The 23,565-nt window shown below is 59.8% G+C and carries 21 protein-coding genes; 18 read left to right on the top strand and 3 right to left on the bottom strand.

Annotated features, from left to right (window positions below; genetic code table 11):
• Positions 1-4: 4 nt before the first annotated feature.
• From PspS35_RS20855 to phhA, 3 genes are all read right to left on the bottom strand, one after another.
• Positions 5-1,198 (bottom strand): amino acid aminotransferase, encoded by a 1,194-nt coding sequence (locus PspS35_RS20855; protein WP_159936611.1) that lies wholly within the window; start codon positions 1,196-1,198, stop codon positions 5-7.
• The gene (locus tag PspS35_RS20850; RefSeq protein WP_105523117.1) at positions 1,198-1,554 is read right to left on the bottom strand and encodes a 4a-hydroxytetrahydrobiopterin dehydratase; all 357 of its coding nucleotides are present in this window, start codon (positions 1,552-1,554) and stop codon (positions 1,198-1,200) included. Before PspS35_RS20850 ends, PspS35_RS20855 begins: the two co-directional genes overlap by 1 nt.
• Before the next feature lie 98 nt (positions 1,555-1,652).
• Positions 1,653-2,444, bottom strand: coding sequence for a phenylalanine 4-monooxygenase (gene phhA / locus PspS35_RS20845; protein WP_159936610.1), 792 nt, complete (start codon positions 2,442-2,444; stop codon positions 1,653-1,655).
• Positions 2,445-2,704: 260 nt separating this feature from the next.
• On the opposite strand from phhA, the gene PspS35_RS20840 reads away from it, so the two are divergent.
• The 18 genes from PspS35_RS20840 (at position 2,705) to fliE (ending at position 23,556) form a co-directional block, all read left to right on the top strand.
• On the top strand, positions 2,705-4,267 hold the full coding sequence (locus tag PspS35_RS20840) for a sigma-54-dependent transcriptional regulator (protein ID WP_159936609.1): 1,563 nt from the start codon (positions 2,705-2,707) through the stop codon (positions 4,265-4,267).
• 266 nt (positions 4,268-4,533) lie between these two features.
• Positions 4,534-5,274 carry a flagellar basal body rod protein FlgF gene (locus PspS35_RS20835; RefSeq protein ID WP_159936608.1) on the top strand — a complete coding sequence of 247 codons (741 nt, stop codon included), beginning with the start codon at positions 4,534-4,536 and terminating at the stop codon, positions 5,272-5,274.
• A 62-nt stretch (positions 5,275-5,336) separates the two neighbouring features.
• Positions 5,337-6,122, top strand: a complete 786-nt coding sequence (flgG, locus tag PspS35_RS20830) for a flagellar basal-body rod protein FlgG (RefSeq protein ID WP_076952969.1) — start codon at positions 5,337-5,339, stop codon at positions 6,120-6,122.
• 53 nt (positions 6,123-6,175) lie between these two features.
• Positions 6,176-6,871 carry a flagellar basal body L-ring protein FlgH gene (gene flgH, locus PspS35_RS20825; RefSeq protein WP_122513433.1) on the top strand — a complete coding sequence of 232 codons (696 nt, stop codon included), beginning with the start codon at positions 6,176-6,178 and terminating at the stop codon, positions 6,869-6,871.
• Positions 6,872-6,898: 27 nt separating this feature from the next.
• A complete protein-coding gene (locus tag PspS35_RS20820) occupies positions 6,899-7,987 on the top strand; it encodes a flagellar basal body P-ring protein FlgI (RefSeq protein ID WP_163011924.1) in 1,089 nt (362 codons plus the stop codon).
• Positions 7,988-7,991: 4 nt separating this feature from the next.
• The gene (flgJ, locus tag PspS35_RS20815; protein WP_159936607.1) at positions 7,992-9,263 is read left to right on the top strand and encodes a flagellar assembly peptidoglycan hydrolase FlgJ; all 1,272 of its coding nucleotides are present in this window, start codon (positions 7,992-7,994) and stop codon (positions 9,261-9,263) included.
• Between the two features lie 10 nt (positions 9,264-9,273).
• Complete coding sequence (flgK, locus tag PspS35_RS20810) at positions 9,274-11,325, top strand: flagellar hook-associated protein FlgK (protein ID WP_159936606.1); 2,052 nt, start codon at positions 9,274-9,276, stop codon at positions 11,323-11,325.
• Positions 11,326-11,339: 14 nt separating this feature from the next.
• Complete coding sequence (locus PspS35_RS20805; RefSeq protein ID WP_159936605.1) at positions 11,340-12,980, top strand: flagellar hook-associated protein 3; 1,641 nt, start codon at positions 11,340-11,342, stop codon at positions 12,978-12,980.
• Positions 12,981-13,256: 276 nt separating this feature from the next.
• Entirely contained in the window at positions 13,257-14,186 is a 930-nt protein-coding gene (locus tag PspS35_RS20800; protein ID WP_159936604.1) for a ketoacyl-ACP synthase III, read from the top strand.
• 264 nt (positions 14,187-14,450) lie between these two features.
• Positions 14,451-15,968: a flagellin gene (locus tag PspS35_RS20795; protein ID WP_159936603.1), complete on the top strand. Its 1,518-nt coding sequence runs from the start codon at positions 14,451-14,453 to the stop codon at positions 15,966-15,968.
• A gap of 74 nt (positions 15,969-16,042) precedes the next feature.
• Entirely contained in the window at positions 16,043-16,393 is a 351-nt protein-coding gene (locus PspS35_RS20790) for a flagellar protein FlaG (protein WP_159936602.1), read from the top strand.
• An 80-nt stretch (positions 16,394-16,473) separates the two neighbouring features.
• The gene (gene fliD, locus PspS35_RS20785) at positions 16,474-17,874 is read left to right on the top strand and encodes a flagellar filament capping protein FliD (protein WP_159936601.1); all 1,401 of its coding nucleotides are present in this window, start codon (positions 16,474-16,476) and stop codon (positions 17,872-17,874) included.
• A gap of 143 nt (positions 17,875-18,017) precedes the next feature.
• Positions 18,018-18,422: a flagellar export chaperone FliS gene (fliS, locus tag PspS35_RS20780; protein WP_159936600.1), complete on the top strand. Its 405-nt coding sequence runs from the start codon at positions 18,018-18,020 to the stop codon at positions 18,420-18,422.
• Positions 18,423-18,448: 26 nt separating this feature from the next.
• Positions 18,449-18,745 (top strand): flagellar protein FliT, encoded by a 297-nt coding sequence (fliT, locus tag PspS35_RS20775; RefSeq protein ID WP_028617332.1) that lies wholly within the window; start codon positions 18,449-18,451, stop codon positions 18,743-18,745.
• A 170-nt stretch (positions 18,746-18,915) separates the two neighbouring features.
• Positions 18,916-20,391 (top strand): sigma-54 dependent transcriptional regulator, encoded by a 1,476-nt coding sequence (locus PspS35_RS20770; RefSeq protein WP_159936599.1) that lies wholly within the window; start codon positions 18,916-18,918, stop codon positions 20,389-20,391.
• Between the two features lie 158 nt (positions 20,392-20,549).
• A complete protein-coding gene (locus PspS35_RS20765) occupies positions 20,550-21,713 on the top strand; it encodes an ATP-binding protein (protein ID WP_174244884.1) in 1,164 nt (387 codons plus the stop codon).
• 5 nt (positions 21,714-21,718) lie between these two features.
• On the top strand, positions 21,719-23,095 hold the full coding sequence (locus tag PspS35_RS20760) for a sigma-54 dependent transcriptional regulator (protein WP_159936598.1): 1,377 nt from the start codon (positions 21,719-21,721) through the stop codon (positions 23,093-23,095).
• Between the two features lie 131 nt (positions 23,096-23,226).
• The gene (fliE, locus tag PspS35_RS20755; protein WP_015885194.1) at positions 23,227-23,556 is read left to right on the top strand and encodes a flagellar hook-basal body complex protein FliE; all 330 of its coding nucleotides are present in this window, start codon (positions 23,227-23,229) and stop codon (positions 23,554-23,556) included.
• The last annotated feature ends 9 nt before the right edge of the window (positions 23,557-23,565 follow it).

Below are 23,565 nucleotides of genomic sequence, written 5' to 3'. Positions count from 1 at the left end.
ATTTTCAGCTGGAGACGTCAGCGATAGCCAGGGCCAGCAACGCCAATCGCGTCGCATCCGCCCCGGCCACATTCGCCCGCCCCGAACTGACCATGTACACACTGTGCTTCTCACGCAGTTGCTTGACCTGTTCGGCACTCAAGCCGGTGTAGGAAAACATCCCGCGTTGCGCGCCGATATGCGCAAACTGCTCAGCCAGCCCATGGGGCGCCAGCGCCTCCACCAGCCCGGAACGCAACTGCGCGATCCGTGAGCGCATGGCTTCGACTTCGCCGCTCCACAGTGCCTTGAGCTCGGCATCCCCAAGGATGGTCGCCACGACAGCCGCACCATGATCCGGCGGCGTCGACCACAGGTTGCGCGCGATATTCGCCAGTTGGCTGCGCACGTCCGTGAGTTTTTCCGCATCTGCCGCACATACGATCAATGCGCCGACCCGGTCGCTGTACAGGCCGAAGTTCTTCGAGCAGGAGCTGGTGACCAGCACTTCCGGCAGTTCTGCAGCAAACAAGCGCACCGCCCAGGCGTCCTGCTCCAGGCCGTCGCCGAAGCCCTGGTAGGCAAAGTCGATCAGTGGCAGCAGTCGGCGCTCGCGCACGATCTGCAGCACCTGGCGCCAGTCGTCCTGGGACAGGTCGAAACCGGTGGGGTTGTGGCAGCAGGCGTGCAGCAGGACCACGTCGCCCTGGGGCACCGTGGAAAGAGTGGCCAACATCGCCGCCACATCCAGGCGATTGTCGGTGCCCACGTACGGATAGTGGCTGACCTTGAGCCCGGCCTTGGCGAAGATGCTTTCGTGGATCGGCCAGGTCGGGTTGCTCAGCCACACGCCACGGCCCGGCAGGCTGTGGGCGATAAAGTCGGCGCTCAAACGCAGGGCACCCGTGCCGCCTGGGGTTTGGGTTGCGCCCGCACGCCGCTCCTGGATCAGGCGGGAGTCGGCGCCGAGCACCAGCTCGCTGATCAACGCGCCAAAACGGGTATTGCCGTGGCCGCCGATGTAGGTTTTGGTGGCCTGGGTATCGACCAGGCGCTGTTCGGCCAGCTTCACGGCGTGCGGAATCGGCGTCAGGCCCTGGTCGTCCTTATAAACGCCCACGCCGAGGTCGAACTTGTTCGGGTTGGTGTCCTGGGCATACAGGTCCATCAACCCGAGGATCGGGTCGCCGGGTACGCGGCCAATGGCATCGAAATGCATTACTTGCGGCCCTCGGCGTCCTTGGCCACGTCGTCGGTGCGTGCGGCCATGATGAAGTCGTTGCGGTGCAGGCCCTTGATCGAGTGGCTCCACCAGGTCACGGTGACTTTGCCCCATTCGGTGAGCAGGCCTGGGTGATGGCCTTCGGCCTCAGAGATTTCACCCATTGCATTGGTAAACGCCAGGGCGAATTTGAAGTTCTTGAACAGGAAAACCTTTTCCAGCTGCATCACGCCATCGCGCACTTCGATGTTCCAGTCGGGGATCTGCTTGATCAGTACCGGCAGTTCTTCGTCGCTGACTTGCGGGGCATCGGCGCGGCAAGCTTCGCAGTGGGCTTGGTTCAAGGTGGTCATGGTCGGTGTCCTGAATTCGAATAGGTGAAGGTCAGTGGCGTCACCCTAAAGCAACGCGGGGCCAGGGAACAGACTCACCTGGCCTTAAAAGACGCAGTTCAAGCAGCCTTTGGTTTGGGCGGAAATTTGGGGGTGTGCAAGCCAAGCTGCATACCGCGCTCGACCATGCCCATGATGTCTTCCTGCGCCACGTCGAACAGGCGCTTGAGCTCGGGCAGCACGAAATAGAGCGGTTGCAGGATGTCGATGCGATACGGCGTGCGCATCGCCTCCAGCGGGTCGAACGCTTGATGTTCAGGCGCGTCCGACAGGCAGTACACGCTTTCCTTGGGTGACGACAAAATCCCGCCACCGTAGATGCGTCGACCTGCGGGCGTATCCACCAGGCCAAACTCGATGGTCATCCAGTACAGGCGCGCCAGGTACACCCGTTGCTCCTTAGTGGCCGCCAGGCCGAGCTTGCCATAGGTGTGAGTGAATTCGGCGAACCAAGGGTTGGTCAGCAAGGGGCAGTGGCCAAAGATCTCGTGGAAAATATCCGGCTCTTGCAGGTAGTCCAGTTCTTCGCGGGTACGAATAAACGTCGCCACCGGAAATTGCTTGTTGGCGAGCAGTTCAAAGAAGGTCTGGAAGGGAATCAGTGCGGGGACGCGGGCAACTTGCCAGCCGGTGGTCTCGGCCAACACTTGGTTGATTTCGCCCAATTGCGGAATGCGATCCAGCGGCAGGCCGAGCTTGTCGATGCCGTCCAGGTATTCCTGGCAGGCGCGGCCCTCGATCACTTTCAACTGGCGCGTGATCAGGGTGTTCCACACGGCGTGTTCTTCTGGCGAGTAGTGGATAAAACCTTGCGCATCGGGCTCGCGGGCCACGTAGTGCGTTTGCTTCATACGGCTCTCCTGCTAGGCATTCGTTCTTGTTATGTCCTGCGATGATGAACCTATTGATAACCCTCACGGGGCAAGATTTCATCCGCCTGCGGCCCAGGGTTGTAGGAAAAGCAACTGACTTTCGTAAAGTAATCGTTACGGGTCTGGGGTTGGTCGCGGTAATGGGCTGTGAAAAGCCCGCGCTCTGTCACATAATCTTGACGAGTATCTGCGCCCAGCGACAAAAAGACGCGGCGCCTACCCACTGTTCGGGCCCTTTCATGCGTATCAAAGTGCACTGCCAGAACCGCATCGGCATCCTGCGGGACATCCTCAACCTGTTGGTGGAGTACGGCGTCAACGTCGCCAAGGGCGAGGTCGGCGGGGAGCATGGCAATGCCATCTACCTGTTTTGCCCGAACCTGGTGAACATGCAGTTCCAGGCGCTGCGCCCGCAGTTCGAGGCGATTGCCGGGGTATTTGGGGTTAAGCGGGTAGGGCTGATGCCCAGCGAGCGGCGGCATATGGAGCTCAATGCCTTGTTGGGTGCCTTGGAGTTTCCGGTGCTGTCCATCGACATGGGCGGCTCCATCGTTGCTGCCAACCGTGCGGCGGCGCAGTTGCTCGGGGTGCGTGTGGACGAGGTGCCGGGTATTGCGCTGTCGCGCTACGCCGAGGATTTCGACTTGCCGCAGTTGGTGCGCGCGAGCAAGTCGCGGATCAATGGCCTGCGGGTCAAGGTCATGGGCGACGTATTCCTGGCGGACATCGCGCCGCTGCAATCGTCCGAGCACGATGACAGCGAAGCGATGGCCGGTGCCGTGCTGACCCTGCACCGCGCCGACCGGGTGGGTGAGCGTATCTACAACGTGCGCAAGCAGGAACTGCGCGGCTTTGACAGCATCTTCCAAAGCTCCAAAGTGATGGCGGCAGTGGTGCGTGAAGCCCGGCGCATGGCGCCGCTGGACGCGCCGCTATTAATAGAAGGTGAAACCGGCACCGGCAAGGAACTGCTAGCTCGCGCCTGCCACCTGGCCAGCCCCCGCGGGCAATCGCCGCTGATGGCGCTTAATTGTGCGGGGTTGCCTGAGTCGATGGCCGAGACCGAGCTGTTTGGTTATGGTCCCGGCGCCTTCGAGGGCGCGCGGGCCGAAGGCAAGCTCGGCCTGTTGGAGCTGACGGCGGGCGGTACGTTGTTTCTCGATGGTGTGGGGGAAATGAGTGCGCGTTTACAGGTGAAATTACTGCGCTTCCTGCAAGACGGTTGCTTTCGCCGAGTGGGCAGCGATGAAGAGGTGTACCTGGATGTGCGGGTGATCTGTTCGACCCAGGTGGACTTGTCCGAGCTCTGCGCCCGTGGTGAGTTCCGCCAGGATCTCTATCACCGCCTCAATGTGCTGTCGTTGCATATCCCGCCGCTTCGCGAATGCCTCGATGGGTTGGCGCCGTTGGTCGAGCACTTTCTTGATCAAGCCAGCCGGCAGATCGGCTGCCCGCTGCCCAAGCTGGCGCCGGCGGCGATGGAGCGTTTGAGCCACTACCACTGGCCGGGCAATGTGCGGCAGTTGGAAAACGTGCTGTTCCAGGCGGTGTCATTGTGCGAAGGCGGGACCGTCAAGGCCGAGCATATTCGCTTGCCCGATTATGGTGTGCGGCAGCCGCTTGGCGATTTTTCCCTGGAGGGCGGTCTGGAGTCGATTGTCGGGCGGTTCGAGAAGGCGGTGTTGGAGAGCCTGTATACGGAGCATCCCAGCAGTCGCCAGTTGGGCAAGCGGCTCGGTGTTTCCCACACCACGATTGCCAATAAGTTGCGGGACTACGAGATTCTCAAGGCCGACAAGTAACTACCTGACACCACTGGGTCAAAATGTGGGAGCGAGCAAGCCCGCTCCCACATTTGATCGTTGTCGCCAATGAGACCACCTCTTGCCGCAGGCGGCAGTAGTCCGCCGTTTTTTCGACTATCACCCAGCGCACATTTCCCGACACCTACGCGCAAACCCCCGTCCCGTCTGCATTTCATCCTGTTTCACAAAGTTGGTTCGCAAATTGCTTAAGCCTCATCAGTACAGCGGTGGGCGGCAAGCCTGCGTCAGAAAGAGGAAAGAGTGTGGACAAGTACCTTTATGTGGCAATGACCGGCGCCAGCCAGAATGCACTGGCGCAGAAGGCCCATGCCAACAACTTGGCGAACATTTCCACCAACGGTTTTCAGCGTGACCTGGAGCAGGCGCGTTCGATGCCGGTGTTCGGCGACAGCTTTCCGGCGCGGGCGTTTGCCTTGACCGAGCGTCCAGCCACTGACTTCACGCCTGGCGCGATGATCGAGACCGGCCGTGACCTGGACGTGGCCGTCAGCGGCGACGGCTGGATGGCGGTGCAGACCCCGGACGGCAGCGAAGCCTACGTGCGCAGCGCCAGCATGAACGTCGATGCATTGGGCGTGCTGCGTGCCGGCAACGGCATGCCGATCATGGGCAATGGTGGCCCGATTGCCGTGCCGCCCCAGCAGAAAATCGAAGTCGGCTCCGACGGCACCATCAGCATCCGCGCTATGGGCGAAGGCCCGCGGGTGATGGCTGAAGTGGACCGGATCAAGCTGGTCCAGCCGGACCTCAAGAATATGAATAAAGGCCTCGACGGCACCATCCACACCAAGGATGGCCAGCCGGCCGTGGTCGATGCGAGCGTCAAGCTGACCTCGGGCTTCCTGCAGGCGAGCAACGTCAATGCCGTGGAAGAAATGACCGCGGTGCTGGCGCTTTCCAAACAGTTCGAGCTGCACATCAAGATGATGAACAGCGCCAAGGAAGACGATCAGGCCATGACACGCGTCATGCAGATGAGCTGATTGAAGCCCACTAATTAATGTGCAACGCAGCGCCAACAAACAGGCGCGGATAGGAGAACAGCATGCTTCCGGCTCTATGGGTTGCCAAAACAGGTCTGTCCGCCCAGGACACCAACCTGACCACCATTTCCAACAACCTGGCAAACGTGTCGACCACAGGTTTCAAACGTGATCGCGCCGAGTTCCAGGACTTGCTCTATCAGATCAAGAAGCAACCGGGCGCCCAGTCGACCCAGGACAGCGAACTGCCGTCGGGCCTGCAACTGGGTACGGGTGTGGCGATTGTCGGTACGCAGAAGAACTTCAGCGCCGGTAACCTGCAACAGACCGGCCAGCCGCTGGACATGGCCATCAACGGCCGTGGCTTCTTCCAGATCCTGCAACCGGATGGCACCACGTCCTACACCCGTGACGGTACCTTCCACCTGGACTCCAACGGCCAGATCGTCACTGCCAACGGTTTCGCCCTGGAGCCGGCCGTGATCGTGCCAGCCGATGCCAAGACCTTCACTGTCGGCAACGACGGCACCGTGTCCATCACCGTTGCTGGCAACCCGGCGTCGCAAGTGATCGGCAACCTGCAGACCGCCGACTTCATCAACCCGGCCGGCTTGCAGGCAATGGGTAACAACCTGTTCCTGGAAACCGCCTCCAGCGGCGCGCCGCAAATCGGCACCCCTGGCCTGAACGGTTTCGGTACCACGCTGCAAAGCACCCTGGAAACCTCCAACGTGAGCACCGTGGAGGAGATGGTCAACATGATCACCACTCAACGCGCCTACGAGATGAACTCCAAGGTGATTTCCACCGCCGACCAGATGCTTTCGTTCGTAACGCAGAATCTGTAATCAAGTCTATGGGGCGCTCTTGAGGGCGCCTGCAACACCGTGAGGTATGGGTCATGAATCGCTATGTTTCCGTTTTGGCATTGAGTGGGATTGCCGTGCTCGCGGGCTGTGTCGCCCCGACGCCAAAACCCAATGACCCGTACTACGCGCCGGTGTTGCCGCGCACGCCGTTGCCGGCGGCGGCCAACAATGGCTCGATCTACCAGGCCGGTTTTGAGCAGAACCTGTACAGCGACCGCAAGGCGTTCCGGGTCGGTGACATCATCACCATCACCCTGAACGAGCGGACCCAGGCCAGCAAGAACGCCAACTCCCAAGTGGGCAAGAACAGTACCGCCAGTCTTGGCTTGACCTCGTTGTTTGGCGCAGTGCCCAACGTCAATAACCCGTTGAGCGACGGGGACCTGACCTTGAATGCCGGCTACAGCGGCAGCCGCGCCACCGATGGCAAGAGTGCCGCAGGGCAGGGCAACAGCCTGACCGGTTCGATCACCGTGACGGTCGCTGACGTATTGCCCAACGGCATCATTGCCGTGCGCGGCGAGAAGTGGATGACCCTCAACACCGGTGACGAGTTGGTACGCATTGCCGGCATGGTCCGCGCCGATGATATCTCCACCGACAACACGGTGCCTTCTACGCGGATTGCCGATGCACGCATTACGTATTCCGGTACCGGCGCCTTTGCTGATGCGAGCCAGCCGGGCTGGCTCGACCGTTTCTTCCTTAGCCCGCTGTTCCCTTTCTAGGTGGCCACTTTGAAACTCAAACAGCTGATGGCGGCCGCACTCTTGCTTTCGTTAAGCGCTGTCGCCCAGGCCGAGCGCCTGAAAGACATCGCCAGCATCTCTGGCGTGCGTTCCAACCAGTTGATCGGCTACGGCCTGGTGGTGGGGCTCAACGGTACGGGTGACCAGACCACCCAGACCCCGTTCACCCTGCAGACCTTCAATAACATGCTCTCGCAGTTTGGCATCAAGGTGCCGGCGGGTTCGGGCAACGTGCAGCTCAAAAACGTTGCGGCGGTGTCCATCAGTGCTGACTTGCCGGCGTTCTCCAAGCCGGGCCAGGTGGTGGACATCACCGTGTCGTCCATCGGTAACTCCAAAAGCCTGCGCGGTGGCACCTTGCTGATGACGCCGCTCAAAGGTATCGACGGTAACGTCTACGCCATCGCCCAGGGCAACCTGGTGGTGGGCGGGTTTGACGCCGAAGGTCGTGACGGTTCGAAGATCACCGTCAACGTGCCCTCGGCCGGGCGGATTCCTGGTGGTGCCACGGTGGAACGTACCGTGCCCAGCGGTTTCAACCAGGGCAACAGCCTGACCTTGAACCTCAACCGCTCCGACTTCACCACCGCCAAACGCGTGGTCGACAAGATCAACGACATGCTCGGCCCTGGCGTGGCCCAGGCCATTGACGGCGGTTCGATCCGCGTTACGGCGCCGCTGGACCCAAGCCAGCGCGTGGATTACCTGTCGATCCTGGAAAACCTTGAAGTCGACCCAGGCCAGGCGGTGGCCAAAGTCATCATCAACTCGCGCACCGGTACCATCGTGATCGGTCAGAACGTCAAGGTGTCGCCGGCCGCAGTGACCCACGGCAGCCTGACCGTGACCATCACCGAAGACCCGATCGTCAGTCAGCCTGGGCCGTTGTCCAATGGCCAGACGGCGGTCGTGCCGCGCTCGCGGGTCAATGCCGAACAGGAAGCCAAGCCGATGTTCAAGTTCGGCCCCGGCACCACCCTGGATGAGATTGTCCGCGCAGTGAACCAGGTAGGCGCTGCCCCTGGCGACTTGATGGCGATCCTCGAAGCCCTGAAACAGGCCGGCGCCTTGCAAGCCGACCTGATCGTGATCTGAGGCCATGGCCATGGATATGCGCAAGAGCGGGATCAGCAGCACGGCGGACTCGGGGTCTTACTCCGACTTGAACCGGCTTAACCAGCTCAAGGTTGGCGACGACAAGAACAGCGAAGGCAACATGCGCAAAGTGGCGCAGGAGTTCGAGTCGCTGTTCTTGAGCGAGATGCTCAAGTCGATGCGTTCGGCCACCGAGGCCCTGGGCAAAGACAACCCGATGAACACCCCGGCGGCCAAGCAGTACCAGGAGATGTACGACCAGCAACTGGCGGTGTCGATGTCGCGCGAGGGCGGTGGTATCGGCCTGGCTGACGTGCTGATGCGCCAGATGCAGAAGAACAAGCCGGTGGACGCTGCTGCGGCCACCTTGCAAGGCCCGGCGGCTGCCGAACCGACGAAGAAAGTCGATATGCCGACCGAGATTGCAGCCGGTACCCAGGCCGAGGGGCCGTTGGGTCGCTCCAATGGCCAGCGTCCGTTGTGGGCCTACCGCGTGGCGGAGCCCCAGGCCGGCGCCACTGCGGCCCACAGCAACGACATGGAACTGATGAACCAGCGCCGTATCGCCTTGCCGAGCAAACTGACCGATCGCCTGCTCGCCGGCATCGTGCCGAGCACCCAGGTGGCGACCGACGCCAAGGCCGCGCCGCTACGTAACAGCGCGGCCGATGACAACGTGATCAACAGCACCACACGCAGTTTTGCGGTGCCTAGCGAGCGTATGCAGGTCTACAGCCGCGCGGTGGCCCAGCCGCCCTTGGCGCCGGCGAAGAAAGCGTTCAGTTCGCAGGATGAATTTGTCGCCACCATGTTGCCGATGGCCAAGGCGGCTGCGGCGCGTATTGGTGTCGATCCGAAGTACCTGGTGGCCCAGGCCGCCCTGGAAACCGGCTGGGGCAAATCGGTGATGCGCGCCGAAGACGGCAGCAGCAGCCACAACCTGTTTGGCATCAAGGCCGGCCAGAGTTGGCAGGGCGGCCAGGCACGCGCGATCACCAGCGAGTTTCGCGATGGGGCGATGGTCAAGGAAACGGCGCAGTTCCGTTCCTACGATTCCTACCAGGACAGCTTCCACGACCTCGTGACATTGCTGCAAAGCAATGATCGCTATAAAGAAGTAGTGAAGTCGGCCGACAACCCGGAACAGTTTGTGCGCGAGTTGCAAAAAGCCGGTTACGCCACCGACCCGGCCTACGCCAGCAAGATTTCGCAGATCGCAAAAACGATGAACAGTTACCAGAATTACGCTGCCGCTGGCGCGACCACTCATTTATAAGGTCTGAACCATGAGTTTGCTCAACATCGGGATGTCGGGGCTTAACGCCGCTCAAGGATCGTTGTCGGTCTTGAGTAACAACATTGCCAACGCCAATACCGCGGGCTATTCGCGTCAGCAGACCACCCAGAGCGCGAACGCGTCGAACCAGTACGGCGGCGTGTTCATTGGCAGCGGCACCACCCTGGCCGACGTGCGCCGGGTCTACAACGAATACCTGGACACGGCCTACCAGAACAGCACCTCGCTCAACAGCGATGCCAAGGCTTACCTGGACCAGATCAGTGCGGTCGACAAGACGCTGTCGGACAAGACCACGGGCATGTCCGCCGTGCTCAGCTCATTCTTCGCGGCGGTGCAGACCGCCTCGGCCAGTCCGAACGACGCCTCGGCCCGCCAGATTTTGCTGACGAACGCCCAGACGCTGACCAACCGGTTCAACACCATCTCCAGCCAGTTGAGCCAGCAGAAAGAAACCATTAACAGTCAGTTGAGCTCGATGAGCGATCAGGTCAACCAATTGACCTCGTCGATTGCGTCCCTCAACAAGCAGATCGCCCAGGTGCAGGGCTCGTCCAACACCACCCCGGCCAACCTGCTGGACTCCCGGGCCGAGGCCGTGCGCTCGCTCAATGAGTTGATCGGCGTGACCGCCACGGAAAAGAACGGTGTGTTCAGCGTCAGCACCGGCAGTGGCCAGTCCCTCGTGTTGGGTGATCAGGCCAGCAGCATTTCCGCTGTGCCGAGCAAGAGCGACACCAGCCAGTACACGATCCAGCTCAACGCGCCTGGTGGTACGACCATGGACTTGGGCAATGTGATCAGTGGCGGCAGCATCGGCGGCTTGCTGCGTTATCGCAGCGATGCACTGATGCCGGCGATCAATGACCTGGGGCGCATCGCGCTTGTCACCGCCGATGCCCTCAACAGCCAGTTGGGCCAGGGCCTGGACCTCAACGGCGAGTTCGGTGCCTCGATGTTCACCGACATCAACAATGCCGCCTCCGTTGCCCTGCGCAGCCAGGCAGCCCAGGGCAACCTGGGCGATGGCGCCCTGGGCGTGACGATCAAGGACAGCAGCCAGCTGACCAACTTCGATTACAAGGTCAGCTTCAACGACGGGACCAACCTCAACAAGGTCACCGTGCTGCGTTCCGACGGCAAGGCCATGGGCACCTATGACCTGAGTGCCACGCCACCACCGGTGATCGATGGGTTCACCCTGGCGGTCAAAACCGGCACAAACGTGCAGGCGGGTGACAGCTTCAAGGTCAGCCCGACGGCCAACGGCGCCAAGGAAATCGGCACCGTGCTCAGCGACCCGAGCAAGATTGCCTTTGCCGCGCCGTTGCAGGGCGAAGCCGGTAAAACCAACCAGGGCACCGGCACTTTTACACCGCCGACGCTTACGCTCCCGCTGGATATCCAGGGCGGCGCCGACACCGCGCAGCTGCGCACCGGCATTGAGCATTCGATGCCAGTGACGATGGTCTTCGCTAAACCGGCAGCCGATGGCACCCAGGCCTACACGCTGAGTAACGCCCAAGGCGATCCGATCGGCACCGGCACAATCGTTCCAGGGCAGACCAACAAGATCAGCATCAGCGTGCCGATGCGCGATGCCGGCGGTGTTTTGTTGTCACCCGCCAAAAGCTTCAGCTTCGACACCACGGTCGGCGGTTCGCCGGCCAACGGTGACAGCACCACGTTTTCGTTCAATGCCTCCGGCAAGTCCGACAACCGCAACGCCCAGGCCCTGCTCAACCTGCAGACCAAGGCCACCGTGGGCCTGGCCGCCGACGGCAGTGGCGGCACCAGCCTGGTAGGGGCCAACAGCAAGTTGGTTTCGACCGTCGGCGCCAAGGCCGCAGCGGCCACCACGGACACCACGGCCACCAACGCGCTGTTGACGGCCAACAAGAACGCGCGCAACTCCGTCTCCCAGGTCAACCTGGATGAAGAAGCGGGCGACATGATCAAGTTCCAGCAGTACTACACAGCGTCGTCGCAGATCATCAAGGCTGCGCAAGAAACCTTCAGCACGCTGATCAATAGTCTTTAAGGGAGTCTGGGACGATGCGCATTTCTACACAGCAGTTTTTCGAAACCAGTGCCAGCAAGTATCAGAACAATTATTCCGGTGTGGTCAAGGCCCAGGAGCAGGCCAGTTCCGGTGTGCGTGTGCAAACCGCCGCTGATGATCCGGTGGCCGCACAGCGCTTGCTGATGCTGCAGCAGCAGAAAGATATGCTGTCGCAGTACAGCGGCAATATCACCAGCATTCAGAACAAGCTGACGAACGAAGAAAGCATCCTGGATGCGATCAACACCACGATCCAGGCCGGCAGCCAGTTGGCGCTGCGTGCGGGTGGCGTGACCAGTGATGCTGACCGCAAGTCCATTTCCGTCGAGGTGGGCGCGCTTGAGGATCAACTGCTGGGCTTGCTCAATAGCAAGGACTCGGCGGGCAATTACCTGTTCTCCGGCTCCAAGACCGACACGCCGCCTTACTCGCGCAACAACGATGGCACTTACAGCTATCAGGGCGACGAGAACGAACTGAGCCTGCAGGTTTCCGAGACCCTCACGGTCCGCACCGGCGATACCGGCAAGACCATTCTGGAAGGGGCGGTCAACACCAGTCGCACCCAGTCCAATTACATCGCGCCTACTGCTGCGCCGGTGGCGCCTGCGATTTCGCCGCCGCTGGTTGACGACCACAAGGTCGCCATCTCGAGCGGCCTGGTGACGTCGGGTACCGACTACACCAAGCAGTTCGCCGACGGCCAGCCGTACAAACTGACGTTTACCAGCAGCACCCAGTACGTCATTACCGACAAAGACAATAACGACATTACCTCGCAGGTCGCCGGTAACGGGACGTTTGACTCCACCAAGGAAGGCAGCGCCAGCGTCAACCTGCGTGGCGTCAAGTTCGATATCACGGTAGACCTCACTGACCGTGCTACAGGGCCCGATGCCGATGCGCTGGTCAAGGGGCGTGAGTTCAGCCTCGGCGCCAAGCCGGATGGGTTCAACATTGCGCGGACGGCGAGCAACACCTCAAGCGCGCAATTGACCAACGCCAGCGTCAGCAGTGCCGCCGATTATTCGAGTACGTTTCCCAACAGCGGCGTATTGATCAAGTTCGATGACACCGACCCAGCCGCCTACAAGGTCTATGCCCAGCCGTATACCGCAGGCAGCAAGCCGATTGTCGACAATGGTGTGGTCACCCCTGGCACTGGCACGCCGCCGGGCCCGAGCACGATCACGGCGGCGGGCGTCACCTTCGAGCTGAGCGGTACACCGAACGTCGGCGATCAGTTTTCGGTGGGCAACACCACCCAGAAAACCCAGAATGCCCTCGATACCCTGGGGCAACTGCGCAAGGCACTGGAACAACCGGCCGACGGTATTCCAGGCGCGCGGGTCAAGCTTCAGGACGCCCTGAACGCCGCCGTCAGCAACCTGACCAGCTCGGCCGACCAGGTGGACAACGTGCGGGGTTCCATCGGTGCGCGGGAAAATGCGCTGACGGTGCAGGCCAGCGCAAACACCAGCGTCAGCCTGGCCAACACGTCCACCATGAGCGCCCTGGCCAACATCGACATGGGCGAGGCGGCGATCAACCTGACGCTGCAACAAACCATGCTCGAAGCCTCGCAACTGGCCTTCGTGAAAGTCTCGCAGTTGAGCCTTTTCAACAAGATGTAAGTGGCGTCAAGTCAAGCGGCCTGCTCTGGAAACAGGGCGGGCCGTTGTCGTTTCTGGGGCTTAATTGTTGAAGCGTTTTGCACAAACCGCAGAAAATTGAGTGACCTGTGAGTCATAAAGCGCATCTTCACTGTATCGTGTGAAAAGGATAAGTCGTCACAGAGTCCGTGCGGGGCGGCTTTCAGCGAGATGTTTATGGGGTTATCCCCTTTATTGTCAGCACTCCGGGCGCAGTCCTCGGGGTGTTCTCCAGCTATTTAGTATTGGGAAGCCACAATGATTGGCATAAAAAGCATCGCCAGTTACGTGCCGGCAGACGGGATCGATAACTACGCCCAGGGTGCCAAGTTCGCCAAGGATGAAGAGTTCATCATTGGCAAGATCGGTTCGGCGTTCCTGCCGCGCAAGGAAGCCGCGCAGGAAACTTCCGATCTGTGTGTCGAGGCGGTCAACGCTTTGTTTGCCAACAACCCGGATCTGAAGCGCGAATCGATTGACGCGCTGATCGTCGTCACCCAGAACGGTGATGAAGAGGGTTTGCCCCACACGGCCGCCATCGTCCAGGACAAACTGGGCCTGCCGACCCACGTTGCTGCCTTTGATATCTCTCTGGGCTGCTCCGGCTACGTCTATGGCATCTACGCGATGAAGGGCTTCATGGAAGCCACGGGCCTGAAAAACGGCCTGCTGATCACCGCTGACCCGTATTCGAAGATCGTCGACCCGCAAGACCGCAACACCACCATGCTGTTCGGCGACGCTGCCACCGCCACCTGGATGGGCGAAGACGCGCCGTGGTTGCTGGGCAAGTCCAAGTTCGGCACCGACGGTTCCGGCGCGCCGCACTTGAAGGTCAGCGATGGCGTGTTCTTCATGAACGGCCGCCAGGTGTTCAACTTCGCCTTGCTCAAGGTGCCGGCGCATTTGCACGAGCTGCTCGACGAGTCGAACCTGGCGGCCGATGAGATCGATGCGTTCTGCATCCACCAGGGCAGTGCGGCGATTGTCGACGCCGTGGCCCGTCGCTTCGAAGACGCACCGGTGGAGAAGTTCATCAAGGACATGGTCGAGACCGGCAACACCGTGTCGTCGAGCATTCCGCTGCTGCTGGAAAAGCATGTAATGGACGCTACCTGGAAGCGTGTGGCTATTAGTGGTTTTGGTGTGGGGCTGTCGTGGGGCTCGGCGATTCTCTATCGCCCGTGACGCTTTAATAGGCTGCATAAAAAACGCCGATGATCGAAAGGTCATCGGCGTTTTTTATTTGGCGCCAGAAAAGCCAATGAAATAAGGGTTTTGGGCCTGTGTAAGCCCTTGAATTGCAAAGGGTGGCACGGCGCCAGTAAAAAAAATCAAAAAAATCCTCAAGCAACTGCCCACCACGACGATAACTATTACGTAGGTTCTCAGGCCACACCCGGCGGTTGCCAGGGCCGGAAGCCGCAGTATTCATCCAACGAGGATTTCGTCATGGCTTTAACAGTAAACACCAACATTGCTTCGATCACTACTCAGGGCAACCTGAACAAAGCTGGCGGCGCCCTGGCCACTTCCATGCAGCGCCTGTCTTCCGGCCTGCGTATCAACAGCGCTAAAGACGACGCTGCCGGCCTGCAGATCGCTAACCGCCTGACCAGCCAAATCAACGGCCTGGGCCAAGCAGTAAAAAACGTGAACGACGGTATCTCCATCGCTCAGACCGCTGAAGGCGCGATGCAGGCTTCGACCGACATCCTGCAAAAAATGCGTACCCTGGCTCTGTCTTCCGCTACCGGTTCCCTGAGCGCTGACGACCGTAAGTCGAACAACGACGAATACCAGGCTCTGACTTCGGAACTGACCCGAATTTCCGCCACCACCACTTTCGGCGGCCAGAAGTTGCTGGACGGTTCATACGGCACCAAAGCGATCCAGGTTGGCGCCAACGCTAACGAAACCATCAACCTGAGCCTGGAGAACGTTGCAGCCAATAAAATTGGTTCGCAACAGATCAAAAGCTCGGCCGTCAAGATCGATGCTACTGGTCTCGTGAAAGGGGATATCAGTGTTACCGGTAACGGCCAGACCAAAGATATCAGCTATCTGGCTAGTGCTTCTGCAAAAGACATTGCTGCTCAGCTCAACGGTGCAATCGGTGGTCTGAGCGCTACTGCCAGCACTGAAGTGAAATTCACAGTAGACGAGGTTGTCACTAAGGGCACCCCAGCTATTCTTGACGGTACTGGTGCTGTCACTACTCCAGCTGTTGCCGGTAAACCAGCAAACTTCCAGCTGTCTGTCGGCAATGGCGCAGCTGTTAACTTCGTCGGCGTAACTGACACTGCTAGCCTGGCTGACCAACTGAAATCCAACTCCGCGAAGTTGGGTATCACTGTCAACTTCGACGAAGTAAACAACACCCTAGAAGTGAAGTCCGATTCTGGCGAAAACCTGAAATTCACCAGCGGTACCGACTCGGCTGCGATCTCCGTCAACTCCAAAGATGGTCAAGGTAAGTACCAAGCTGCTGCTGGCGTGGAAACTCCTCAGGCTCTGACTACTGGTGATTATGTTGTCACTGGTCAGATTTCCCTGGATTCCGCCAAGGGTTACTCCCTGGGCCAAAGTACTGCTACTGGTGCTGCTGACGGTGTTTCTCAGCTGTTCGGCAACCCAACTGCCTCTTCGGTCAAGACAAATATCTCTGACACCGACGTGACCAACTCCGCCAATGCCCAAAACGCTCTGGCGGTGATCGACAAGGCCATCGGCACTATCGACAGCGTTCGTTCGGGCCTGGGTGCTACTCAGAACCGTCTGACTACCACTGCAGACAACCTGCAGAACATTCAGAAGAACTCCACCGCTGCACGTTCCACCGTTCAGGACGTCGACTTCGCTTCCGAAACCGCCGAACTGACCAAGCAACAAACCCTGCAATCGGCTTCCACCGCGATCCTGTCGCAGGCTAACCAGCTGCCATCCGCTGTACTGAAGCTGCTTCAGTAATCCCAGCGCTTGGTAACTAACGGAAGGGCGCGTCTACGTGCCCTTCCGTTTTTTCGGTTTAGAGGAGATTGGACATGGACATGAGTGTAAAGCTGAACCAGTCTTATCCGCCGGTTGCACCTCAAAGCGCACCTGCCAAGGTAGTGACTGACAATAGTGTTGTGAATGTCCAGGCAACGCCCGCGATCAGCCAAGAGCCCGCCCGCGCCGACCTGGAAAAAGCAGTCACCGATATTCGCGATTTCGTTCAGGCCACCCAGCGTAGCCTGGACTTTTCCATTGATGACTCCACCCATCGTGTGGTGGTGAAGGTAATCAATACCGACAATGGTGAAGTGATTCGCCAGATTCCGTCGGAAACAGCATTGAAGCTGGCACAGAACCTCAGCAGCGCAAGCAACTTGTTGTTTGACGACAAGGTCTGAGCTGGCATGAAACTTGTTGCTGTCTGGTCTTGAGGCGTAATAAGTCAAGATAACGGCAGCCACCGAACAGGAGATAGATGATGGCGGGTTCAACGGTAAGTGGTATCGGTTCCAATATCGATACGCAAGCAATCGTGACGTCCTTGGTGAATGCCGAAAAGGTACCCAAGCAAACTCAGATCAATACCGCGTCTCAGAAGGCGACCACCACGCTATCTTCGATCGGCAAGATTCAGGCGGCGCTGGATGCGTTTCGTGGTGCGCTCGACACCATGACAACGAGTTCGAGCTTTACGGGGTTGAGCGGCTCATCCTCGGATGAAAAGGTCGCCACCATGACCGCCAGTAACACGGCTTCCAACGGCAGCTTCCGATTGATCGTTGACCAGTTGGCTCAAGCGTCGAAATTGTCGTCCAGGAACTTCACGGGTGGCACTTCGACGGTAGTGAACGCTACTGACAAGGCAACCACGCTGACTATCACTCAGTCAGGCAAGGCTTACGATCTGAGCGTGCCTGCCGGTGCGACCCTGCAGCAGGTTCGTGACTCAATCAATACCCAGTTCGGCACGTCAGGGTTGAGCGCCAACATCCAAACCGACTCCAATGGTTCAAGGTTGATCCTGACCTCTACCACCATGGGCACTGGCTCGGATCTGACGCTGTCGGGTAATTCTGGCCTGGACACCGGCTCGACAGTGGTCGATAAGCCTTTGGATGCCAAGTACAGCATTGATGGTGTTGCGTCGGTCTCGAAAACCAACAGCATTGAAGGCGCCTTGAGTGGTGTGAACATCAAGCTGGTGGCCGTATCGGCAGTCAAAACCGGTGACACAAGTGATCCGCCGGTGAAAAACGCCACGCTGATTACCGTAAGCACCAACAATGCGGCACTCAAGTCAGGGGTCAAGGGTTTTGTAGATACCTACAATGCGCTGATTACTGCGATGAACGCCGAGACCAAGGTCACTACCAACCTGGATGGCAGCACCACGGCGGCAAGCCTCACCGGTGACTCGACCATGCGCTCGTTGCAGGCGGCAATCCGTAACGAGTTCAATCAGTTGTCGGGAACAGGCCAGTTCAAGTCCCTGGCTCAATTTGGTGTCACCACCAGTTCCAGCAACGGTTTGCTGACCCTGGACGACAAAAAGTGGGACGCGGCGGTAAAAACCAACGCAGCCGATATCAACAGTATGTTCAGCGGTCCTGACGGCATGCTGGCGCGTATGAAAAGCGCCACTGATGATTACGCCAAGTCCACGACGGGCATCCTGGCTACGCGTTCCACGTCCTTGTCCGACACACTCAAGGACCTGACCAAGCAGCAGTCAACCCTCGACGAGCGCATGACCCTGCTCACCAGCAGTCTGTCGGCCAAATACAACGCCATGGACACCCTGGTCGCCCAATTGCGCCAGCAGAGCACCAGCGTCATGACCACGCTCAATGCGCTGAACAATCCCAAAACCAATACTTGATCCGCTGCTGTCTAAAAAGAAGGCCAGGCAATCTGCCTGGCCTTTTTTTATCGCGGGACGACTGGGGCTAAAGCTTTTTGCGAACCCGTCGACATATTGGTTACTAGAATCCTTTCCGCTGTCGCCCGTCACGAGGTAGAAACATGAATCCCATGAGAGCCCTTCGCCAATACCAGAAGGTCAATTCCCATGCTCAGATCTCCGAAGCCAGCCCGCATCGCCTGGTGCAGATGCTGATGGAAGGCGGGCTGGACCGTATGGCCCAGGCCAAGGGCGCGCTGGCGCGTGGCGACATCGCCCAGAAGGGCCTGATGCTCGGCAAGGCCATCGATATCGTGATCGGCCTGCGTGACGGCCTGGATGCACAGAAAAGTGACAACCCGGCCTACGTCCAGCAGTTGGAAAGCCTGTACGCGTACATGACCAACCGTCTGATGGAAGCCAACCTGCACAACGACGCCGACATGATCGACGAAGTCGCCCGTTTGATGATCACCGTAAAAGAAGGCTGGGATGCGATTGGCGCGCCACAGGCCGCTGCAGAATAAGGCCTGGGTGCCTTGAGGAACACGTCATGAGCCAAGCACTGCAACGCATTGATGAAACCCGTGAGGCGCTGATGGGCGCGCTGGCGGACCGTAACTGGGACGCTATAGGCGAGCTGGATATGGGCTGTCGCGACGTGATCGAGCAGGTGCTCAGTGAGGCGCCGGTGGACGAAGATGCGCTGCGCGAGAAGCTTGAGAGCCTCTTGGCGGTCTACCAGCAATTGCTGGAGGTGACGACGGGCGAAAGGCAGGCTATTTTTGAAGAGATGTCGCAGATCAACCAAGCTAAAAATGCGTCAAAGGTTTACCATCTGTTCGGCTGAATGGCTCAGTTAATCCGAACGGCGCGTCATATATTTGACTGTGCCAGCATTTTTGACTTAACTAGTGCTGTTTTCAGATTTCAGACGTCTAGTAAGGTAAGAAGTCTTACAGGCGCCTCGATTGCCCTCAATCTCGGGGCAGGAAGTTTTACTAGGGAAGTTGCTATTGCATGTGGCGTGAAACCAAAATTCTGCTGATCGATGACGATAGCGTCCGCCGCCGCGACTTGGCGGTGATTTTGAATTTTCTTGGCGAAGAAAATTTGCCCTGCGGTAGCCATGATTGGCAGCAGGCGGCCAGCTCGTTGTCGTCGAGCCGTGAAGTCATTTGTGTGCTGATCGGGACGGTAAACGCTCCAGGTGCAGTTTTGGGCTTGTTAAAGACACTGTCTACCTGGGATGAGTTCCTTCCTGTTTTGCTGATTGGTGATATTTCTTCTGTCGAGCTGCCGGAAGACCAGCGCCGCCGCGTACTTTCCAGCCTGGAAATGCCCCCAAGCTACAGCAAATTGCTGGATTCCCTGCACCGTGCCCAGGTCTATCGCGAGATGTACGACCAGGCCCGCGAGCGCGGTCGCCACCGCGAACCCAACCTGTTCCGTAGCCTGGTCGGCACCAGCCGCGCCATCCAGCATGTGCGCCAGATGATGCAGCAAGTGGCCGATACCGACGCCAGCGTGCTGATCCTCGGCGAGTCGGGCACCGGCAAGGAAGTGGTCGCGCGCAACCTGCACTACCACTCCAAGCGCCGCGACGGGCCTTTTGTGCCGGTCAACTGCGGGGCGATCCCGGCAGAGCTGCTCGAAAGCGAATTGTTCGGCCACGAGAAGGGCGCCTTCACCGGCGCGATCACCAGCCGTGCCGGGCGTTTCGAGCTGGCCAACGGCGGCACGCTGTTCCTCGACGAAATCGGCGATATGCCGCTGCCGATGCAGGTCAAGCTGCTGCGTGTATTGCAGGAGCGCACCTTCGAGCGCGTGGGCAGCAACAAGACCCAGAGCGTCGACGTGCGCATCATCGCCGCCACCCACAAGAACCTCGAGAGCATGATCGAGGTCGGCAGCTTCCGCGAAGACCTGTACTACCGCCTCAACGTATTCCCGATCGAGATGGCGCCGCTGCGTGAGCGCGTGGAAGACATCCCGCTGCTGATGAACGAACTGATCTCGCGCATGGAACACGAAAAGCGCGGCTCGATTCGCTTCAACTCCGCCGCGATCATGTCGCTGTGCCGCCACGGCTGGCCGGGCAACGTGCGCGAGTTGGCCAACCTGGTGGAACGCATGGCGATCATGCACCCCTACGGCGTGATCGGCGTGGTCGAGTTGCCGAAGAAATTCCGCTACGTCGACGACGAAGACGAGCAGATGGTCGACAGCCTGCGCAGTGACATGGAAGAGCGGGTGGCCATCAACGGCCATACCCCGGACTTCGGTTCTACTGCCATGTTGCCGCCGGAAGGCCTGGACCTCAAAGACTACCTCGGCAACCTGGAACAAGGCTTGATCCAACAGGCCCTGGACGACGCCAATGGCATCGTCGCCCGCGCCGCCGAGCGCTTGCGCATCCGTCGAACCACCCTGGTGGAGAAGATGCGCAAGTACGGCATGAGCCGCCGGGAAGGTGATGAACAGGCGGATGATTGACGCCTGATTCCAAAGACCGCTGATTTATCAGCGGTTTTTTTTCGGCACAAGTATTGCTACAGCCCTCGCAACGTTCCGTTTAACTGACGGTCAGCCAGCGAGAGAGCATGATGCCCCACGCCGCCCAGCAATCTTCCAGCCCGTCTATCCCGGGACTTATGCCCTCTGTGGAGCAGCAAAGCCGTCAGGGTCTCGAACAGGCTTTTTCGCTGTTCAACCAGATGTCGAGCCAATTGACTGACTCCTACAGCCTGCTCGAAGCCCGCGTCTCGGAGCTTAAAGGCGAGTTGGAAGTGGTCAGCGCCCAGCGCATGCAAGAGTTGGCCGAGAAAGAACGCCTGGCCAACCGTTTGCAAAACCTGCTGTCGCTGCTGCCCGGTGGCGTGATCGTCATCGATGACCAGGGCCGTGTGCGTGAAGCCAACCCTGCCGCGTGCGACATGCTCGGCCTGCCGCTCGAAGGCGAGCTGTGGCGCCACGTCATCACGCGCTGCTTTGCGCCGCGTGAGGACGATGGTCACGAAATCTCCCTCAAGGACGGGCGCCGCCTGTCCATCGCCACCCGTTCCCTGGACGCGGAGCCGGGGCAGTTGGTGCTGCTCAACGACCTGACTGAAACCCGTCACCTGCAAGACCAATTGGCGCGCCACGAGCGTTTGTCGTCGCTGGGGCGGATGGTCGCTTCTTTGGCGCATCAGATCCGTACGCCGTTGTCCGCCGCATTGATCTACGCCAGTCATTTGACTGATGAGCAATTGCCAGCCGCCACTCACCAGCGGTTTGCCGGCCGGCTCAAGGAGCGCCTGCACGAGTTGGAGCACCAGGTGCGCGACATGCTGGTGTTTGCCCGCGGCGAATTGCCGCTGACCGACCGCGTGACGCCCGCCCAATTGATGCAGGCCCTGCAAGCGGCTGCAAGCACCCATATTCAAGACACCCAGGTGCGCTGGCAGTGTGACAGCCACCTGGGCGAGTTGTTGTGCAACCGCGACACCCTCGTGGGCTCGCTGCTCAACCTGATCGAAAACGCGGTCCAGGCCAGTAGCACTGGCGCGCGGCTCAAGGTGCACCTGTACAACCGTGGGCAAACCCTGCGGTTGTGTATCAGCGACAGCGGCAGCGGTATCGACCCGGTGGTGCTCAAGCGCCTGGGCGAACCTTTTTTCACCACCAAGACCAACGGAACCGGGCTCGGCCTGACCGTGGTCAAGGCCGTGGCACGTGCCCATCAGGGAGAATTGCAGCTGCATTCCCGTGTGGGGCGTGGCACCTGTGCATTGATGACCTTGCCGCTGTTTTTGTGCGCGGCAAGCGCGGAGTAAAAGTAATGGCTATCAAGGTTCTGTTGGTGGAAGACGATCGCGCCCTGCGTGAAGCATTGGCTGACACGCTGCTGTTGGCGGGCCATGACTACCGGGCGGTCGGTTCTGCCGAGGATGCCTTGGAGGCAGTGGCGCAAGAGGCTTTCAGCCTGGTGGTCAGTGACGTGAACATGCCGGGCATGGACGGTCACCAGTTGCTGGCCCTGCTGCGTGCGCGCCAGCCGCAGTTGCCTGTGCTGCTGATGACCGCTCATGGCGCCGTAGAGCGTGCGGTGGATGCGATGCGCCAGGGCGCGGCGGATTACCTGGTCAAGCCCTTTGAACCCAAGGCGCTGATCGAGTTGGTGGCGCGGCATGCCTTGGGCGTGATCCCGGCCAGCGAGAGCGAGGGCCCGATTGCCTTCGAGCCGGCCAGTGCGCAATTGCTCGAGCTGGCGGCCCGTGTGGCGCGCAGTGATTCCACGGTGCTGATCTCCGGCGAGTCCGGCACCGGTAAAGAGGTGCTGGCGCGTTACATCCACCAGCAATCGACCCGTGCCACACAACCGTTTATCGCTATTAACTGCGCGGCCATCCCCGACAACATGCTCGAAGCCACGCTGTTCGGCCACGAAAAAGGCTCCTTCACCGGTGCCATCGCCGCCCAGGCGGGCAAGTTCGAACAAGCCGATGGCGGCACCATCCTGCTCGATGAAATCTCGGAAATGCCCCTGGGCCTGCAAGCCAAGCTGCTGCGGGTGTTGCAAGAGCGTGAAGTGGAGCGCGTGGGCGCACGCAAGCCGATCCAATTGGATATCCGCGTGGTCGCCACCACCAACCGTGACCTCGCCGGTGAAGTGGCGGCGGGGCGCTTTCGTGAAGATTTGTTCTACCGGCTGTCGGTATTCCCGCTGGCTTGGCGCCCGCTGCGTGAGCGCCCGGCCGACATTGTCCCGCTGGCCGAGCGCTTGTTGAGCAACCATGTCAAAAAAATGAAGCACGCCCAAGCGCGGCTGTCGGCCGAGGCTCAAGCCTGCCTGATCAGCTACCCGTGGCCCGGCAACGTGCGGGAGCTGGACAATGCCATTCAGCGGGCCTTGATTTTGCAGCAGGGCGGCTTGATCCAGCCCCAGGATTTCTGCCTGGCCGTAGGCAGCGGTGCCGCGCCATTACCCACACTGGCGCCTGCGCCGGCGGTGGCTGAGGCAGAGTCCGCCGGTGCCCTGGGCGATGACCTGCGTCGTCGTGAATTCCAGATGATCATCGACACCCTGCGCGCCGAGCGTGGCCGTCGCAAAGAGGCCGCCGAACGCCTCGGCATCAGCCCGCGCACCCTGCGCTACAAGCTGGCGCAGATGCGTGATGCTGGCATGGATGTGGAGGCGTATCTGTTCGCGACCTAGCTGGTAACAAGGTTGACAAGGTTTGTCGCCTTTTCTTACGAGTTGATCCAGAGCTGGCACCCTTGTTGCTACCTCCCTTAGTAATTGCGGCGTAGCGTCAAAAAAATACGGGTTGTCGGAGAGAGAAGTTCATGAGCCAGGGTATTGAGTTCAATCGGTTGATGTTGGATATGCGCTCCATGCAAATGGATGCCATGGCTCAACCGAAATCCGTCGCGCCAGCGCCGGAATTGGGCCAAAGCAGCTTCGCCGACATGCTCGGCCAGGCCATCAACAAAGTCAGTGACACCCAGCAAGCCTCCAGCCAGTTGGCCAACGCGTTCGAGATCGGCAAAAGCGGCGTGGACCTCACCGATGTGATGGTCGCCTCGCAAAAGGCCAGCGTCTCCTTCCAGGCTCTGACCCAGGTGCGCAACAAACTGGTTCAGGCCTATCAAGACATCATGCAGATGCCGGTTTAAGGGCGAGAG

Origin of the sequence: Pseudomonas sp. S35, assembly GCF_009866765.1 — a bacterium.
In the GTDB taxonomy this organism is placed as follows: domain Bacteria; phylum Pseudomonadota; class Gammaproteobacteria; order Pseudomonadales; family Pseudomonadaceae; genus Aquipseudomonas.
Note: the sequence above shows the minus strand (reverse complement) of the source record. Positions and strands in the feature narration are given on the sequence as shown.

Excerpts from the sequence above, each read along its gene's own strand:
- PspS35_RS20855 (WP_159936611.1), bottom strand. The coding sequence starts at position 1,198 with ATGCATTTCGATGCCATTGGCCGCGTACCCGGCGACCCGATCCTCGGG.
- PspS35_RS20850 (WP_105523117.1), bottom strand. The coding sequence starts at position 1,554 with ATGACCACCTTGAACCAAGCCCACTGCGAAGCTTGCCGCGCCGATGCC.
- phhA (WP_159936610.1), bottom strand. The coding sequence starts at position 2,444 with ATGAAGCAAACGCACTACGTGGCCCGCGAGCCCGATGCGCAAGGTTTT.
- PspS35_RS20840 (WP_159936609.1), top strand. The coding sequence starts at position 2,705 with ATGCGTATCAAAGTGCACTGCCAGAACCGCATCGGCATCCTGCGGGAC.
- flgG (WP_076952969.1), top strand. The coding sequence starts at position 5,337 with ATGCTTCCGGCTCTATGGGTTGCCAAAACAGGTCTGTCCGCCCAGGAC.
- flgH (WP_122513433.1), top strand. The coding sequence starts at position 6,176 with ATGAATCGCTATGTTTCCGTTTTGGCATTGAGTGGGATTGCCGTGCTC.
- PspS35_RS20820 (WP_163011924.1), top strand. The coding sequence starts at position 6,899 with ATGGCGGCCGCACTCTTGCTTTCGTTAAGCGCTGTCGCCCAGGCCGAG.
- flgJ (WP_159936607.1), top strand. The coding sequence starts at position 7,992 with ATGGCCATGGATATGCGCAAGAGCGGGATCAGCAGCACGGCGGACTCG.
- flgK (WP_159936606.1), top strand. The coding sequence starts at position 9,274 with ATGAGTTTGCTCAACATCGGGATGTCGGGGCTTAACGCCGCTCAAGGA.
- PspS35_RS20805 (WP_159936605.1), top strand. The coding sequence starts at position 11,340 with ATGCGCATTTCTACACAGCAGTTTTTCGAAACCAGTGCCAGCAAGTAT.
- PspS35_RS20800 (WP_159936604.1), top strand. The coding sequence starts at position 13,257 with ATGATTGGCATAAAAAGCATCGCCAGTTACGTGCCGGCAGACGGGATC.
- PspS35_RS20795 (WP_159936603.1), top strand. The coding sequence starts at position 14,451 with ATGGCTTTAACAGTAAACACCAACATTGCTTCGATCACTACTCAGGGC.
- PspS35_RS20790 (WP_159936602.1), top strand. The coding sequence starts at position 16,043 with ATGGACATGAGTGTAAAGCTGAACCAGTCTTATCCGCCGGTTGCACCT.
- fliD (WP_159936601.1), top strand. The coding sequence starts at position 16,474 with ATGGCGGGTTCAACGGTAAGTGGTATCGGTTCCAATATCGATACGCAA.
- fliS (WP_159936600.1), top strand. The coding sequence starts at position 18,018 with ATGAATCCCATGAGAGCCCTTCGCCAATACCAGAAGGTCAATTCCCAT.
- fliT (WP_028617332.1), top strand. The coding sequence starts at position 18,449 with ATGAGCCAAGCACTGCAACGCATTGATGAAACCCGTGAGGCGCTGATG.
- PspS35_RS20770 (WP_159936599.1), top strand. The coding sequence starts at position 18,916 with ATGTGGCGTGAAACCAAAATTCTGCTGATCGATGACGATAGCGTCCGC.
- PspS35_RS20765 (WP_174244884.1), top strand. The coding sequence starts at position 20,550 with ATGCCCTCTGTGGAGCAGCAAAGCCGTCAGGGTCTCGAACAGGCTTTT.
- PspS35_RS20760 (WP_159936598.1), top strand. The coding sequence starts at position 21,719 with ATGGCTATCAAGGTTCTGTTGGTGGAAGACGATCGCGCCCTGCGTGAA.
- fliE (WP_015885194.1), top strand. The coding sequence starts at position 23,227 with ATGAGCCAGGGTATTGAGTTCAATCGGTTGATGTTGGATATGCGCTCC.